This window comes from Kribbella capetownensis (assembly GCF_004331485.1).
GTDB classification, from domain to species: domain Bacteria; phylum Actinomycetota; class Actinomycetes; order Propionibacteriales; family Kribbellaceae; genus Kribbella; species Kribbella capetownensis.
The window spans coordinates 57319-74120 of sequence record NZ_SJKD01000012.1; the positions used below are offsets into that span (position 1 = coordinate 57319).

The 16802-nt window shown below is 67.6% G+C and carries 12 protein-coding genes; 10 read left to right on the forward strand and 2 right to left on the reverse strand.

Annotation, left to right across the window (positions count from 1 at the left end):
- The first annotated feature begins 1 nt into the window (after window position 1).
- The 3 genes from atpD to E0H75_RS38130 all read left to right on the forward strand — a co-directional run bounded on the left by atpD (window position 2) and on the right by E0H75_RS38130 (window position 2427).
- Window positions 2–1456, forward strand: coding sequence for a F0F1 ATP synthase subunit beta (atpD, locus tag E0H75_RS38120; protein WP_131518591.1), 1455 nt, complete (start codon window positions 2–4; stop codon window positions 1454–1456).
- A 1-nt stretch (window position 1457) separates the two neighbouring features.
- Window positions 1458–1862, forward strand: coding sequence for a F0F1 ATP synthase subunit epsilon (locus tag E0H75_RS38125; protein WP_131518592.1), 405 nt, complete (start codon window positions 1458–1460; stop codon window positions 1860–1862).
- A gap of 133 nt (window positions 1863–1995) precedes the next feature.
- Complete coding sequence (locus tag E0H75_RS38130) at window positions 1996–2427, forward strand: DUF2550 domain-containing protein (protein WP_131356041.1); 432 nt, start codon at window positions 1996–1998, stop codon at window positions 2425–2427.
- Window positions 2428–2432: 5 nt separating this feature from the next.
- Here E0H75_RS38130 and E0H75_RS38135 read toward each other — a convergent pair whose 3' ends face one another.
- Entirely contained in the window at window positions 2433–5279 is a 2847-nt protein-coding gene (locus tag E0H75_RS38135; protein ID WP_131518593.1) for a glycoside hydrolase family 2 TIM barrel-domain containing protein, read from the reverse strand.
- A 32-nt stretch (window positions 5280–5311) separates the two neighbouring features.
- Here E0H75_RS38135 and E0H75_RS38140 point away from each other — a divergent pair, with 32 nt between their 5' ends.
- Complete coding sequence (locus E0H75_RS38140) at window positions 5312–6334, forward strand: sugar-binding transcriptional regulator (protein ID WP_131518594.1); 1023 nt, start codon at window positions 5312–5314, stop codon at window positions 6332–6334.
- On the opposite strand, the gene E0H75_RS38145 is transcribed toward E0H75_RS38140, so the two are convergent.
- Entirely contained in the window at window positions 6306–8057 is a 1752-nt protein-coding gene (locus tag E0H75_RS38145) for a glycoside hydrolase family 127 protein (RefSeq protein WP_131518595.1), read from the reverse strand. The two genes, E0H75_RS38140 and E0H75_RS38145, sit on opposite strands and share 29 nt — an antisense overlap.
- Before the next feature lie 239 nt (window positions 8058–8296).
- Here E0H75_RS38145 and E0H75_RS38150 point away from each other — a divergent pair, with 239 nt between their 5' ends.
- Genes E0H75_RS38150 through E0H75_RS38175 form a run of 6 tightly spaced genes read left to right on the forward strand, consistent with a single transcriptional unit; the run spans window position 8297 to window position 16798 of the window.
- On the forward strand, window positions 8297–10681 hold the full coding sequence (locus E0H75_RS38150; protein ID WP_131518596.1) for an Ig-like domain-containing protein: 2385 nt from the start codon (window positions 8297–8299) through the stop codon (window positions 10679–10681).
- Between the two features lie 14 nt (window positions 10682–10695).
- The gene (locus tag E0H75_RS38155; protein WP_131518597.1) at window positions 10696–12684 is read left to right on the forward strand and encodes an ABC transporter substrate-binding protein; all 1989 of its coding nucleotides are present in this window, start codon (window positions 10696–10698) and stop codon (window positions 12682–12684) included.
- Entirely contained in the window at window positions 12684–13682 is a 999-nt protein-coding gene (locus tag E0H75_RS38160; protein WP_131518598.1) for an ABC transporter permease, read from the forward strand. The genes E0H75_RS38155 and E0H75_RS38160 overlap by 1 nt, the downstream gene beginning before the upstream one ends.
- A gap of 5 nt (window positions 13683–13687) precedes the next feature.
- Window positions 13688–14782 carry an ABC transporter permease gene (locus E0H75_RS38165; protein WP_131518599.1) on the forward strand — a complete coding sequence of 365 codons (1095 nt, stop codon included), beginning with the start codon at window positions 13688–13690 and terminating at the stop codon, window positions 14780–14782.
- Between the two features lie 10 nt (window positions 14783–14792).
- Window positions 14793–15794 (forward strand): ABC transporter ATP-binding protein, encoded by a 1002-nt coding sequence (locus tag E0H75_RS38170; protein WP_131518600.1) that lies wholly within the window; start codon window positions 14793–14795, stop codon window positions 15792–15794.
- Window positions 15791–16798, forward strand: coding sequence for an ABC transporter ATP-binding protein (locus tag E0H75_RS38175; RefSeq protein ID WP_131518601.1), 1008 nt, complete (start codon window positions 15791–15793; stop codon window positions 16796–16798). Before E0H75_RS38170 ends, E0H75_RS38175 begins: the two co-directional genes overlap by 4 nt.
- The last annotated feature ends 4 nt before the right edge of the window (window positions 16799–16802 follow it).

A 16802-nucleotide genomic window follows, 5' to 3' on the forward strand; every position in this document is an offset into this window, starting at 1 on the left:
AATGACTGCCACGGTTACCGAGAAGAACAACGAGGCTGGCTCTGCCGGCGTTGGTCGCGTCGCGCGAGTGATCGGCCCGGTCGTCGACATCGAGTTCCCAGCCGACGAGTTGCCCGACATGTACAACGCGCTCGAGGTGGACATCACCTTGGGCGACACCACCCAGACGATCACCCTCGAGGTCGCGCTGCACGTCGGCGACAACATCGTCCGGGCGATCTCGATGAAGCCCACCGACGGCCTGGTCCGCGGCGTCGAGGTGCGCGACACCGGCGCGGCGATCTCCGTGCCGGTCGGCGACGTCACCAAGGGCCGGGTCTGGTCCGTGACCGGCAAGTGCCTGAACCAGGACGAGTCCGAGTTCGAGATCACCGAGCGCTGGCCGATCCACCGCAAGGCGCCGGCCTTCGACCAGCTCGAGTCGAAGACCGAGATGCTGGAGACCGGCATCAAGGTGCTCGACCTGCTCACGCCGTACGTACAGGGCGGCAAGATCGGCCTGTTCGGCGGTGCGGGTGTCGGCAAGACCGTTCTGATCCAGGAGATGATCTACCGGATCGCCCACAACTTCGGTGGTACGTCGGTGTTCGCCGGCGTGGGCGAGCGGACCCGTGAGGGCAACGACCTGATCAACGAGATGGAAGAGGCCGGCGTCTTCAAGGACACCGCGCTGGTCTTCGGTCAGATGGACGAGCCGCCGGGCACCCGGCTGCGGGTCGCGCTGTCGGCGCTGACGATGGCGGAGTACTTCCGCGACGTCAAGGAGCAGGACGTGCTGCTCTTCATCGACAACATCTTCCGGTTCACCCAGGCCGGTTCCGAGGTCTCCACGCTGCTCGGCCGGATGCCGTCGGCCGTTGGTTACCAGCCGAACCTGGCCGACGAGATGGGCGTGCTGCAGGAGCGGATCACCTCGACCCGGGGTCACTCGATCACCTCGATGCAGGCGATCTACGTGCCCGCGGACGACTACACCGACCCGGCGCCGGCCACCACGTTCGCGCACCTGGACGCGACCACCGAGCTGTCGCGTGACATCGCCGCTCGTGGTCTGTACCCGGCCGTGGACCCGCTGACCTCGACGTCGCGGATCCTCGACCCGCAGTACATCGGCCAGGACCACTACGACGTGGCGGTCCGGGTGAAGCAGATCCTGCAGAAGAACAAGGAACTGCAGGACATCATCGCCATCCTCGGTGTCGACGAGCTGTCCGAAGAGGACAAGATCACCGTCGCCCGCGCGCGCCGGATCGAGCAGTTCCTCTCCCAGAACACCTACATGGCGGAGAAGTTCACCAACATCCCGGGCTCGACGGTGCCGCTGAAGGACACCATCGAGTCGTTCAAGAAGATCACCGAGGGCGAGTACGACCACGTCGCCGAGCAGGCGTTCTTCAACGTCGGTTCGCTCGAGGACGTCGACCGCAAGTGGGCCGAGCTGCAGAAGGAAAACTGACATGGCCGACGAATCTGCCAAGCACCTCGAGGTCGCGCTGGTCGCGGCCGAGCGGACCGTGTGGCAGGGTCAGGCCAGGATCGTCATCGCCCGCACCACGGACGGTGACGTCGGAATCCTGCCCGGCCACGCGCCGCTGCTGGGCCTGTTGCAGGGTGGAACCGTCCAGGTGCGGACCGTCGACGACGAGTACTTCGTCGCGGCCGCGCCGGACGGCTTCATCTCGGTGGCCAACGACCGGGTCTCGATCCTGGCCGAGAACGCCGAGATGGGTCACGACATCGACCTCGAGGAGGCCCGGCGCGAACTCGAGGAAGCGCTGGCCACCGGTAGCGAGACCGATGCCGACGCCGACGAGGTACGACTCGCCGAAGCCAGGGTGAGGGCCGCCGAGAAGACGGCCTGACCGGGGCGGTGGGGTGGGGCCGCAATCGGCACCGCCCGCACCTGTCATAATCGAACATCGTCACTGACAGTACGGTTCTCCGGGGTGCCCGGGGCAGTACGCTATCGGGCACCGGGAATGAGGTCGGCAAGGTATGAGGACAGTCCTCGATGTCGTCGGGGTCTGTTTGCTTGCCGCCGTACTGCTGATCATCGCGTTCGCGTGCCGCCGTCGCTGGTTGTCCAGGGACGGCGGCACTTTCGATTGCAGCCTCCAGCTGGCCGAGAAGGACCACGGCCGCGGCTGGGCCCTCGGCCTGGCCCGCTACGTCGGTGACGAACTGCAGTGGTTCCGAGTCTTCAGCCTGGTCTGGTGGCCGAAGCTCGTCGTCAACCGCCGCCAACTCGAAGGCATCACCACCCGTCGCCCGATGGGCAACGAGCCTCTGGTCACGTACGCCGGCCACGTCATAGTCGACGCCGCCCTCCAGGACCGCACAGTCCACTTCGCCATGACCGAAGAGGCCCTGACCGGCGTACTCGCGTGGGTAGAATCCGCCCCGCCCAGCAGCCAGACCTACCACTGACCCGCTCAGCCGAGGCTGAAGTGGAAGTGGTGGGGTTGGGGTCGTAGGTCGTGGGGCGGGAGGATCGGGGCGCCGCTGGTCGGGCTGCCTAGGCCGTGTTGGAGAGCGTCCAGGGTCATCCAGAGCTGATCGGTGGGCTTCAGGTCTTCTCGATGACTGGCGTCTGCTAGGTCGGCGACTGTCCATCTGCGGAGAGTCAGGGCCAGGTGTGGCTCGGCAGTCAGGCTGAGTTTGCCAGCGGTTCCGGACAGCTCGGCCCAGCGGACGTCGGCGCGGGCGCCATTCTCCTGGGGATAGATGTACGGCACCTGGAAGTCGTCGATGGTCGAGGTGTAGCGGCCGACCCGGGCCGCGGCCCGGGAGTCCGGGTACGCCTGCCCGGGGCCGAGCCCGAACCACGTCACCCGCTCAAACCCAGCCGGCAGACCGAACGTCACCCCGAGCCGCGCCCAAGGCACCGTCCACTCGCCCAGCGGCTCGACCTGCACGTCCGCGGTCACCCGGTTGCCGTCCGAACTCCACCGGTACGTCGTCAGCACCCGGGCATCCGTGGCCGCGGCACCGACCATCGTCACCACGACCAGCTCGTCCCCGTCCTGCTCCACCGACACCGTCCGATACCGCAGCCTGTGCAGCCCAGCCGAAGCCCACCGAGCCTTCCGGTCTCGCGTCGTCGCATCCCAAGTCCGGGCATCATGCTGAGTAGGCGCCCGCCACAGTTCCAACGGCACATGCTCCACCTCCCACCCACGCAACCCAGTCAACCGCCCAGTGCGGGGACAGAACCGCCCGGGTCCGACCCACACCTCGCCGTCTGTAGTTGTGACCTTCGCCGCCGGCGACGTAGCAACCCGTGGTGTGCTCGGGGTGATGGATGCTTGTGTGAACGCTACTTCGTGGCCGGCTTGTGCCCAGGCTGTGTCGGCCGCGAGGACTGCTCGGATGGTCAGCCAGCGTTCGCGGTTCTGGGCTGGGGTGCTGATCGTGGGTAGTTGGACGGTTGCCTCACCACCTGGCGGGACCGTTGGTAGCTCGAGCGTGCCTTGGGCGATAACGTCGCCTTCGTCCGCGGCTGTCCACTGGACTGACAGGTGCGAGGTGTCCAGGACGTCGTATCTGTTGGTGAGGTGGAGGGTGTTGACGGTGATGGTCAGGTGGACAGGCTCGTAGGCTTTGCGGACTTCCAGGAGGACTGGCTGGGGTGTGAGGTCGGGGAAGACGAGGCCGTCGAGGACGTAGTTGCCGTCGTGCAGTTCTTCGCCGAAGTCACCGCCGTACGCATAAGTGCCGTCCGGGCGCAGGATGCCGTGTTCCATCCACTCCCAGAGGAATCCACCCTGGCACCGCTCGTACCGGTGAAACAGTTCCTCGTACTCCGGCAGCCCACCGGGACCGTTGCCTCCGGCATGCGAGTACTCGCACAGCACGAACGGCATCGCCCGCCGCCGCGCGTCCAGCACCGGATCGTCCAGCGGCGGCTCGGCTCGCTTCCCGATCTCCTCCACTTCGGCGTGAGCGGCGTACATCCGGCTGTACACATCCACGTCCGCACAGCTCGGATCGCCTTCGTAGTGCAGCGGTCGTGACGGATCCCGCTCCCGCGTCCACTCTGCCATCGCCGTGAGGTTCCGCCCGGTCCCGGCCTCGTTGCCCAGCGACCACATCACCACGCACGCGTGGTTCTTGTCGCGCTCGACCATCCGCCGCATCCGGTCCTCCGACGCGTCCAGGAAGCGCGGATCGTCGGCCGGGTTCCCGCGCCAGTCGAGCAGGAAGAAGCCGTGGGTCTCGTAGTCGCACTCGTCCATCACCCAGAACCCGAGCTCGTCGCACAGCTCCAGCAGCCGCGAGTCCGGCGGGTAGTGGCTGGTCCGGATCGCGTTGATGTTGTGCTGCTTCATCACCAGCAGCTCCTGGCGCAGTCGCTCCTCGGGTACGACGCGACCCAGCACGGGATCGTGCTCGTGCCGGTTGACCCCGTGGAACAGCACCCGCCGGCCGTTGACCGTGAGCACCCCGTCGACGATCGCCACGGTACGGAACCCGATCCGCAGCGCCACACTCTCACCAGCGGTCTCCACCACGGCGTCGTACAACCGCGGCACCTCCGCCGACCACGGCTCGACCTCCGGGATTGTCACCGTCTGGCCGGCCGGCGCCTCGACATCCAGCTCCGGGATGCGCACGACCGCATCCGGGCCGGCCTCGACCCTTAGGATCCCGGCACCATCCAAGTAGTCAGCGTGCACGAAGACATCGCCCACTCCGTCGGAAGGCCGTGCGATCAGCGTGACGTCGCGGAAGATCCCCGGCAGCCACCACATGTCCTGATCCTCGAGATAACTCCCCGACGACCACTGATGCACCCGGACCGCGAGCACGTTCCGCCCCGGCCGCAGTACCTCGCCGACGGCGAACTCGGCAGGCACCCGACTCCCGCGAGTCACCCCGAGCTCCACCCCGTTCAGCCACACCCGCGCACACGAGTCGACCCCGTCGAAGCGCAGTACCGTCGGACCGCTCCACGACGGCGGCAGCTCGAACACCAGCCGATGGTCGCCGGTCGGGTTCTCCGTCGGCACGTACGGCGGATCGACCGGGAACGGATACGCCTGGTTCGTGTACGCCGGCCGCCCGTGCCCATGCATCGGCCAACTCGACGGCACCGGAAGGACCACCCAGTCCGAGTCGTCGAAGTCGTCCCGCTCGAACCCGTCCGGCGCCTCGGCCACCGACTCCGCAAGGTGAAACCGCCAACCCCCGTTCAGATTGATCAGTGGTGCATCCGTACGGATCGCCGCCCGCGCAGGCAGCACGCCGTACCCAGGCCCGGGGTCTTCGAAGTAAGTCATTCAAACCATCCGATGCGGTTAGCATGCTGAGCATGACGACGGCGAGTGCGGGAGAGGGCCCACGCCACGGGGTCCGGCGGCAGCCGTCGGCTGAGCAGCTGCGGCTGCTCACCAAGGTCGCGAAGCTGTACCACGAGCAGGGCGTACGGCAGCCGCAGATCGCGGCGCAGCTGCACATCTCCCAGCCGCGGGTGTCCCGGCTGCTGAAGCAGGCCGTGGTGGCCGGCATCGTTCGTACGGTCGTGATCCCGCCGAGCGGCGTACACACCGAGCTCGAGGACGCGATCGAGCAGCGGTACGGGGTGCGTGAGGTGATCGTGGTCGACGCCAGCGGTGAGGACGACGCGCACATCATCCCGGCGCTCGGCGCGGCCGCGTCGGTGTACCTGGAGACCACGCTGACCGGCGGTGACCGGATCGGCATCTCGTCCTGGAGTTCGACCTTGCTTGCCACGGTCGAGTCGATGACACCGCGGCCGACGCAGGTGGCCGAGGAGGTCGTTCAAGTCCTCGGTGGCGTCGGCAACCCGGCCGCTCAGGCCCGCGCGGCCCGCCTGGTCGGCCGGCTGGCGGATCTCACCGGCGCGTCGCCTGTACTGCTGCCAGTGCCCGGTCTGGTCGGCAGTGTGAGCGCGAAGCGCACGCTGATGAAGGACCCCGTGGTCACCGAGGTGATGGACGCGTGGTCGCGGCTCACGTTGCTCCTGGTCGGGATCGGCAGCCTCGAGCCGTCTCCGCTGCTGAAGGAGAGCGGTAACACGATGACCGCCGAGGACCAGAAGGTGCTGCGGGACCAGGACGCGGTCGGCGACATCTGTTTGCGGTTCTTCGACGAGGCCGGCAAACCGGTCCGCTCCGAGCTCGACCAACGAGTGCTCGGTCTGTCGGCCGCGCAGGTCCGCAGCGACGACCTCCGCAGCGTCGGCGTCGCGGGCGGCATGCGCAAGTACGCCGCCATCCGCGCGGCGCTGCTCGGTGGCTGGGTCGACGTACTCATCACCGATCGCTCGGTCGCCGAGCGGCTGGCTAACGAGCATCGACCCACACCGTCATAGGACCGACCGTCCGATTCGCCCAGGCGTAGTAGGGGATCGCGGTCAACGTCTGCCCGTCCCGCGCCGGAACCTCGACCGTCGTCACTCCACCCAGGAGCTCAGGCCGCTCCCGCGAGACCAGTTCGCCCGCCACCACAGCCGTCTCATCCAGTACGACGTCCTGGTCGACCTGCTCGAAGCAGTACACCAACGGCCCACGCTCGATCGCCACACAGCCACGCACCGAGTCGATCCGATCGTCAGGCTCGGTACGTCGTGCCTGCACCGGCAACTCCAGCACCACCTGGTCGCCAACCGACCACTGCCGTCGTAGCGGACCGGCAACGCCGGCACCATCTGCCCAGGCAGGGATGCGCAGACCCAGCGTCCACGGCTCCGACGGCGTCTCGGTGATCGTCACCGTCACCCGGCCGTGCCACGGATAGCGCGTCGCCACCTCGAACCCGACACGTCCAAGGGGCAACTCAGCGGTCACCACAGCCGGTGCGTAGAGGTGCACCTGAACACCTTCGTCGTCCGACGTCGCCACGAGCTGGTCGAGTGAGGAGAGCGTGCGCATCACGTTCGGCGGGCAGCACGCCGTCCCGTACCACGGCTGCCTCCCCGCGACCGCGGAGCGCTGGTCGTCGGCGTACGCATGCTGCCGCACCTTCAACGTGTTGACGTAGAAGAACCTGTCACCGCTCAGCGAGACCCCGGAGATCACCGCGTTGTACAGCGTCCGCTCGATCAGGTCGGCGTACTTGCTGTCGCCCGTCGCGAGCAGCAATCGCCAACTCCACTGCACGCTGGCGATGGCCGCGCAGGTCTCGCAGTACGCCGTGTCCGGTGGCAGCTCGTACGTGTCGCCGAACGCCTCGCCGTACCACCGGGAGCCGACGCCACCGGTCAAGTACGTCTGACTGTCGGCCATCGTCTGCCACGTCTCCCGCAGCGCATCGAGCAGCTCGGCGTCGCCGGTCTCGACCGCGACATCGGTCGCCCCGGACGCCAGATACAACGCCCGCACCGCGTGACCAGCAAGCGTCCGCACCTCACGCACCGGCAGATGATCCTGGAAGTACGCCGGTCCGTGATGTCCCGGTGGCATCAGCAACCCACGCCCCCGCGCCTCGACGAAGTACGACGCCAGCTCCAGGTACGACGCCGTCCCGGTCTCGCGGTAGAGGTCGACCAACGCCATCTCGATCAGCGGATGACCGTCGACGCCTTCCATCCGCCCAGGACCGAAGGTCTTGCAGAGCAGATCGGCGAACTTGCACGCGACATCGAGCAACGTGCGATCGCCGGTAGCGCGAGACTGGGCGACCGCAGCCTGCAGCAGGTGGCCCGCGCAGTACAGCTCATGCCCCTTCTCCAGATCTCCGAACCGCTGGCCGTCGAGTGCTAGTCGCGTGTGGGTGTTCAGGTAGCCGTCCGGTTCCTGTGCCTGCGCGACCAGTGCACTTGCTGTCGTCTGCCAGGAGGCGAGATCGTCGGCCGGCTCCCGCGCCTGTTCCCAGGCGACCGCCTCGAGCCACTTGTAGACGTCGGTGTCCGCGAAGAGCTTGCCGACGAACCCGGGCTCTTCACCGGCCACGCGACGGAAGTTGCCGAGGGTCCCCGCCTCCTCCAGGCGCGATCCCGCGGCGGGAATCGTCGACGTCCGGTTGGTCTGCTGGCGCTCCCGCCAGAAGCCGCTGGTGATCCTGGTGGCACCGAGGGGGAGTGGGCGAAGGGGCATGGCTGACAGGAAACCATCCGGGCGAAGCCTCCGGCAAGACTTCGGTGCAAACGATTGCCACCGCACGATCCCGTGACTGCAAACGATTGCAAATCATCCGCGTCATGCTCTTGACACTCCTTCGTAACCTCGGCAACCATGAGGCCGTCGATCCATTCGATACCGACTAGATATTCACATCTGGTGCTCAAGCGGCAGCCGCCCCTGCGAAAGTGAGGCCCCAAAGTGAGGCGTGGACGATGACCGAAATCTCCTCCGGCTGGACCCGGCGCACGTTCGTCGGAACGACCGCCGCCGTCGGCGCCGCTGCCTGGATCGGCAACGCCCCGGCGGCCTCCGCCCAGACCGTCCCGGCGGCGCGCACCGCAGTCGCCGACGATCAGCTCCCCGCCTTCCCCGGTGCCGAGGGCGCCGGCAAGTGGGCCAAGGGTGGCCGCGGCGGATCCGTGTACGAGGTGACCACGCTCGCCGACTCCGGTCCGGGATCGCTCCGCGAGGGCGTCTCCGGCTCGGACCGGACCATCGTGTTCCGGGTGTCCGGCACGATCGAGCTGAAGTCCCAGCTGCTGATCGCCGGCAACAACCTCACCATCGCCGGCCAGACCGCACCCGGCGGCGGCATCTGCGTCTCCGGGTACGGGACCGGGATCAAGGGCAGCGCGCACGACATCGTGATCCGCTATGTCCGGTTCCGGCTGAGCGACCGCAACGAGATCGCCGACGACGCCTTCAACACCAACGTGCCGGGCTCGGTCAGCCCGGAGATCCGCAACCTGATCATCGACCACTGCTCGTTCAGCTGGGCGGTCGACGAGTGCCTGTCGCCGTACGGGAACTTCGACGTCACGATCCAGTGGTGCATCGTCTCCGAGGGCCTGGCGCTGTCCGCACACCCGAAGAACCGGCACGGGTACGGCGGCATCTGGGGTGGCGAGCGCAACACCTACCACCACAACCTGATCGCCCACCAGGGCGGCCGGCAGCCGCGCTTCGGCTACACCGAGGGCATCAACCTGGAGGTCGACCACTTCAACAACGTGGTCTACGACCACGGCTACACCTCGGTGTACGGCGGTGAGTGGGCCAACGGCATCAACATCGTCGGCAACTACTACAAGCCCGGCCCGACCACGCTCGGCGAAGTAGCCCCGGTCATCGTGAGCGCCAACCGTGGCGGCCAGTGGTACGTCGCGGGCAACCATGTCGACGGCCATCCCGACGTCACCGCGCACAACCGGCGCGGCATCCGGTACCCGATCGGCGGCATCGTCGAGCTGTCCGAGCCGCAGCCGATCCCAGGCACGTTCGAGCCGCAGCCGGCGGCCAAGGCGTACGACGCCGTCCTCGCGAACGCCGGTGCGATCCTGCCGCGGCGGGACGCGGTCGACGAGCGGGTCGTCAACGACGTCCGCAACGGCACCGGCCGGTTGATCAACTCGCAGAAGGAGGTCGGCGGCTTCCCGCCGCTGGTCCAGACGGAAGCACCGCTGGACTCCGACCACGACGGCATCCCGGACTGGTGGGAGCAGGCCAACGGCCTGGACCCCAACGACCCGTCCGACGCGCAGAAGATCGCGCCGAACGGCTACACCTACCTGGAGAACTACCTCAACTCGATCGTGCCCGACCCGGTCGGCAATCCGAGCGTGCGGATCACCAGCCCGCGGCAGAACCAGACGATCCCAGGCCGGACCGCTCCGACCGTGACCGTCCAGGCAGACGCCGCCGCGGACAAGGGTGGCGAGCTCGCCACCGTCGAGTTCTTCGCCGGCGACCAGCTGATCGGTACGGCGACCAAGGCGCCGTACAAGATCCAGTGGAAGGGCGTTGCTGACGGCACCTACTGGCTGACCGCTCGGGCGACGGACCGGAACGGCACCGCCACCCAGTCGACCGCGGTGCCGGTGCACGTCAACATCCAAGCCGGTACGCCGGGCTGGACGTCGGCCTCGGTCGGCAAACCGGTGGTGCAGGGATCGGGCAGTCTCGACGGCGGGATCCTCACGATCAAGGGCTCCGGCCGGATCCTCGGCCGGTCCAGCAACTTCCACTACGTCTACCGCAAGCTCCAGGTCGGCGGCGCGGGGTCGGTCGCCCAGATCACCACGCGGCTCGACAAGCTTGCGAAGGTTGCCAACGGCATCACCGCCGGCCTGATGATCCGCGACAGCCTGGACCCCACCGCCCCGTTCATGTACGGCGGTGTCGGGTACGGCGTGGCCGGCGGGATGGGCACGGTCGGCGACAACGCGAGTGGAGCGCCGGACGTCACCGACGACGGCGGCATGAAGGCGCAGGCGATCCGGATCCAGACCGACGGACCGAACCCCAGCGTCGGTCCCTGGCCATGGGACGACAGCTACCTCGACCCGACCAAGCAGTACTGGCTCCGGTTGCTCCGGCGTGAGCGTCCGCAGGCGCGTGAGGTCGAGTTCGAGGCCTTCATCGCAGTTGCAGATGGCATCTCCACCGACAAGACCACGTGGGACCGCTTCGGCTACGAGAAGCTCGTGATGCCGAGCCGGACCTTCTACATCGGGTTCGCGATCGACGGCGGCAAGGTCGACAACGACCTCGTCGACTACGGGACCGCGCAGTTCAGCAACATCTTGGTCGAGCAGTGAGGCAGGAAGCGAAGATGTCCCGAGAGCAACGAACGATCGGCCGGCGCGGGCTGCTGCAAGGCGGCCTGGGGCTGCTGGCAGTGGCGACAGTCCCCGGCTGCGGCTTCTTCGACACCAAGCCGGCCGGCTCCGGTGCGCAGGTTGCCGCGGCCGGCGAGAAAGAGTCGCCGATGCTGAAAGCCCTGGTGGACAAGGGCTCCCTGCCACCGTTGGAGCAGCGGCTGCCGAAGAACCCACCGGTGATCAAGCCGCTGGAAGGCAAAGCGCAGTACGGCGGCACCTGGCGGTCGGCGATGCTGACCCAGGAGGACACCCAATGGCTGTGGAACGGCCTGGCCTATGAGCCGCTGGTCCGCTGGCAGTCGGACAAGACCGGCAAGCCGGGGTACGACGAGATCGAGGCGAACACCGCCGAGTACACGGTCGATGCCGACAGCAAGGAGATCACCTTCACGCTGCGCGAGGGCCTGAAGTGGTCCGACGGCAAGCCGTGCACCGCGGACGACCTGCTGTTCACGCTGCTCGAGGTGCAGTGCGACACCGGGCTGCACCCGGACGGCATCTACGACGCGTTCGCGTCGCCCGACACCGGCAAGCTCGCCAAGATCGAGAAGGTCGACGACCGGACCGTCAAGCTCACCTACACCGCGCCGCAGCCGTCGCTGCTCAGCCAGATCGCCGACGGCATCTTCCTGCGCGAGGGCGCCTACGGGATGCTGCTGCCGAAGCACTACTTCCAGCAGTTCCACCTGAAGTACAACAAGAATGCGAACGCGCTGGCGAAGAAGGCCGGTGTCGGCAGCTGGACCGACCTGTTCGCGCAGAAGCAGAACCCGTGGACGAACCCCGACCAGCCGACGCTCGCGCCGTGGAAGGTCACGACCGCGCTGGGCAAGGGCTCCGCGGTCACGCTGACCCGGAACCCGTACTACTGGAAGGTCGACGACCAGGGCCGGCAACTGCCGTACATCGACGCCTGCCGGGTCGAGGTCGTCCAGGACGCCCAGGTCGAGTTGCTCAAGGTGATGAACGGCGAGTTCGGCATGCAGTACCGCAACTTCGGTACGCCGCAGAACAAGCCGGTGGTGGCGCAGAACCGGGACAAGGGCGGCTACAAGATCTTCGAGGTGCCGACCCAGCTCACCAACACGATGATCATCGGCATCAACCAGACCCACAAGGACCCGGTGAAGCGGGCCCTGTTCGCGAACAAGGAGTTCCGGATCGGGCTCTCGTATGCGATCAACCGCAAGGAGATCATCGACGCTGTGTACGCCGGCCAGGGTGAGGCGTGGCAGGGTGCTCCGCCGAAGGATTCGCCGTACTACAACGAGCAGTTGGCCACGCAGTACCTGGAGTTCGACGTGGCCAAGGCGAACCAGCACCTGGACGCCGCCGGGCTGACGAAGAAGGCGGCCGACGGACGGCGGCTGGGCGCGGACGGTAAGCCGGTGTCGGTGACCGTGCTGGTCAGCGAGTCGTTCCCGGACCACGTCGAGGCCATCGAGTTCGTCAAGAAGCGCTGGCTCGCGGTCGGCGTCGAGCTGCGGACGCAGGCGGTCAGCGAGGACCTCTACAAGGAGCGGGTCAAGGCGAACGACCACGACGCCGGCACCTGGACCAGTGGCACCTTCGTCCTCCCGACCGGCACCGGCGGTGACCACTATTGGGTGCCGACCAACGACGGCAGCGCACGGTACGGCGTCGGCTGGGCCCAGTGGTACCAGACGCACGGCAAGGAAGGCATCACGCCGCCGCCTGAGGTGCAGAAGCAGCTCGACCTGTTCACCAAGGCCCGTAACGAGCCGGACGCCGCGAAGACGCTCGACCTCGGCAAGCAGGTGCTGCAGATCGCGGCCGACCAGTTCTACTACATCGGCACCAGCAGCGTCCCGAACACCTACGGCGTCGTGAAGAACGACTTCCACAACGTACCGGAGCAGATGATCGAGGCCGTTGCCCCCGGCATCGTCCACCCCGAACAGTTCTCGATCGGGGCATAATGCTGCGCTTCCTCGTCCGGCGGCTGCTGTGGATGGCGGTGACGCTGGCGGCCATCTCGTTCGTCACGTTCGTCGTCATCAAGCTGCCGCCGGGCGACTACACCTCGACGGTGATCGCCAACGCCGAGGCCCGCGGCCAGGACATCCCGGACTCGCAGATCGCCGAGCTCAAGCGGCACTACGGGCTGGACAAGCCGTTCATGGTCCAGTACCTGACCTGGATCTCCGGCGTGGTGCTGCACGGTGACCTCGGCCAGTCGTTCGCCTGGAACCAGTCGGTGGCCAGCCTGATCGGCAACCGGGTGCTGCTCTCGATGGTGCTGTCGATCGCGAGCCTGTTGTTCGTCTGGGCGATCGCGTTCCCGATCGGCATCTACAGCGCGCTGCGGCAGTACTCGCCCGGCGACTACGTGGCGTCGTTCCTCGGCTTCATCGGGATGGCCGTGCCGGAGTTCATGCTCGCACTGGTGATGATGTACGTCGGCTTCCGGTACTTCGGCCAGAGCGTCGGCGGACTGTTCTCACCGGAGTACGCCGATGCCGCGTGGAACCTGGGCAAGCTGCTCGACCTTGTCTCGCACCTGTGGGTCCCGATCGTCGTGGTCGGCGTGGCCGGCACCGCGGGTCTGATCCGGATCACCCGGGCCAACCTGCTCGACGAGTTGCACAAGCCGTACGTCGCGACCGCCCGGGCCAAGGGGCTGCCGGAGTGGAAGCTCCTGCTCAAGTACCCGGTCCGGATGTCGCTCAGCCCGTTCTTCAGCACGGTCGGCTGGTTGCTGCCGGGCCTGATCAGCGGCGAGACGATCGTGTCGGTCGTGATGAGCCTGCCGACCAGCGGTCCGCTGCTGCTCGGCGCGGTGAAGAGCCAGGACATGTACCTGGTCGGCAGCTTCGTGCTGATCCTCAGCACGCTGACGGTGATCGGCACGATGCTCAGCGACCTCGCACTGGCCTGGTGGGATCCGCGGATCCGCGCCCGGTTCCAGAAGGGATAGGCCGGATGCTCCAGCAGAATGCTGCCCAGCAGACCACGGTCTCGCAGACGCAGTGGCGGTTGATGTGGCGGCAGTTCCGCCGGCACAAACTCGCCCTGATCGGGCTGATCGTCCTGGTCCCGATCTACTTCGTCGCGGCCTTCGGGGGGTTCTTCGCCCCGTCCGGCAGCGACACCGCCCACACGTCCCTGCCGTACGCGCCGCCGCAGCGGCTGAATGTGTCGACCGAGCACGGCCTGTTCGTCTACGGCTTCTCGTCCACCCGCAACGACGAGACATTCGAGCAGACCTTCACCGTCGACAAGTCCAAGATCATCGACGTCGGGTTCTTCGTGCACGGCGACGAGTACAAGGTCCTCGGCGTGATCCCGTCCGACATCCACCTGATCGGCCCGACCACGGCGAGCCAACCGTTCTTCCTGCTCGGGGCCGACCAGTCCGGCCGGGATCTGCTGTCCCGGCTGATCCTCGGCGCGCGGGTCTCGCTGTCGATCGGCCTGGTCGGGGTGTTCGCCAGCTTCCTGCTCGGCATGCTGATCGGCGGCATCTCCGGATACCTGGGCGGCCGGGTCGACAACGCGATCCAGCGGGTCATCGAGTTCATCATGTCGATCCCGACGCTGCCGCTGTGGATGGCCTTGTCGGCCGCCCTGCCGGGCAGTTGGGGACCACTGACCCGGTACTTCGCGATCACGGTGATCCTCTCCCTGATCGGCTGGACCGGACTGGCTCGCGATGTGCGCGGCCGGTTCCTCAGCCTGCGCGAGGAGGACTTCGTGATGGCCGCGCGGCTGGACGGTGTCGGCCGCGGCGGGATCATCTTCGGCCACATGGTGCCGTCGTTCGCCAGTCACATCATCGCGTCGGTGTCGATGGCGGTGCCCCGGATGATCCTCGGCGAGACCAGCCTGTCGTTCCTCGGCCTCGGTCTGCAGCCGCCGGCGGTGAGCTGGGGTGTTCTGCTCGAGGGCGCGCAGAACATCCGGGCCGTCGCCACCGCCCCCTGGCTGCTGACCCCGGGCCTCGCGGTCGTGGTCGTCGTACTGGCCATGAACTTCGTCGGCGACGGTCTCCGCGACGCCGCGGATCCCTACAAGTAGGAGGACTCCGATGGCTCTGCCTTTGCTGGAGGTCCGCGACCTCAGGACTCATTTCGAGCTCGAGGACGGTGTGGTCAAGGCCGTCGACGGTGTCGACCTGACCGTACGGCGCGGTCGCACGCTGGCCGTGGTCGGCGAATCGGGTTGCGGCAAGAGCGTCACCGCGCGATCGATCCTGCGCCTGGTGGAACGCCCGGCCCGGATCGTCGGCGGCGAGGTGCTGCTGTACGGCGACGAGTCCGCCGGCGATCCGGAGGACCTGCTGGCCGCGAACGACAGGCGGCTGCGGCAGGTGCGGTGGGCCGACATCGCGATGGTGTTCCAGGAGCCGATGGCATCACTCAGTCTCGTGCACACCATCGGCGACCAGATCGTCGAGGCGATCCGGCTGCACGAGAACGTCAGCAAGGCGGTCGCTCGCGAGCGCGCCATCGAGTTCCTCGGCCGGGTCGGCATCCCGGACCCGAACCGCCGGGTCGACTCGTACCCGTTCGAGCTCAGCGGCGGCATGCGGCAGCGCGCGATGATCGCGATGGCGTTGTCCTGCCGGCCGCGGCTACTGATCGCGGACGAGCCGACCACCGCGCTCGACGTGACCACGCAGGCCCAGATCCTCGACCTGTTGCAGGATCTGCAGGAGGAGTTCGGCATGGCGATCATGCTGATCACGCACGACCTGGGTGTTGCCGCGCAGGTCGCCGACGAGGTCGCGGTCATGTATCTCGGCGAGGTCGTCGAGCACGGCCCGGCGACCTCGGTGCTGACCGAGCCCAAGCATCCCTACACCCAGGCGCTGGTGCGCTCGGTGCCGCGGCTCGGGCAACGCGGTCAGGACCGGCTGGCCGCCGTACGGGGGAGTGTGCCGCCGCCGTACGAACGGCCGTCGGGGTGCCGGTTCCATCCGCGCTGCGATGCGTTCATGGCCGGTAAGTGCGACGAGATCGTGCCGGTCCGGGTGCGGACCGACGACACCGACGTTGCCTGCCTGCTGTACGGCGAGGGGGAGCGATGAGCCTGTTGACGACTGAGGGCCTGACCATGCACTTCCCGCTGCACAGCGGGTTCTTCGGCGGGAACCGCGGTGTGGTGAAGGCGGTCGACGGTGTCGACCTGTCGATCCGGGCCGGCCGGACGCTCGGCCTGGTGGGCGAGTCGGGCTGTGGGAAGACGACGCTCGGCCGCTGCATCGTGCGCGCCTACGAACCGACCTCGGGCAGCATCATGTTCGACGGCGTCGATCTGGCCCCGCTCTCCGAGAAGCAACTGAAGCCGTACCGCGCGCAGGTGCGGCTGATCTTCCAGGACCCGCACTCCTCACTCAATCCACGCAAGACCCTGCGCGACATCATCGCCGAGCCGCTGCGAGTGCATGGCGGCGGCAGTCGCGACGAGATCGACGACAAGGTCGGCGCGCTGCTGCGCCGTGTCGGGCTGCGAGCGGAGTACGCGCACCGCTACCCGCACGCGTTCAGCGGCGGTGAGCGGCAGCGTGTGGTGATCGCTCGAGCACTGGCGACGGACCCGCGGCTCGTGGTCGCGGACGAGGCGGTCAGCGCGCTCGACGTGTCGGTCCGGGCCCAGATCCTCAACCTGCTGAAGGACCTGCAGGAGGAGTCCGGCCTCACCTACCTGTTCGTCTCCCACGACCTCGGCATCGTCGAGCACGTCGCCGACGACGTCGCGGTGATGTATGTCGGCAAGCTCGTCGAGAGCGCGTCGACCGAAGAGCTCTACACCAAGCCCCTGCATCCCTACACCGAGGCGCTGCTGAGCGCCGTCCCGGATCCCGATCCGGCCTCGCGCGGACAGCGATCGCGGATCGTCCTGCGCGGCGAGATCGCGGATCCGTCCAAGGTGCCGGCCGGCTGCCCGTTCCATCCACGGTGCGGGTACGCCGAAGCGCGGTGCCGCACCGAAGTACCTCAGCTGCGTGAGGTCGGCGGCCGGCGGGTCGCCTGTCACTTCGCCGAACAGCTGGAGCTGAAGGGCGTCCTCGCGGACGCCACCGCCCCTTAGAAAG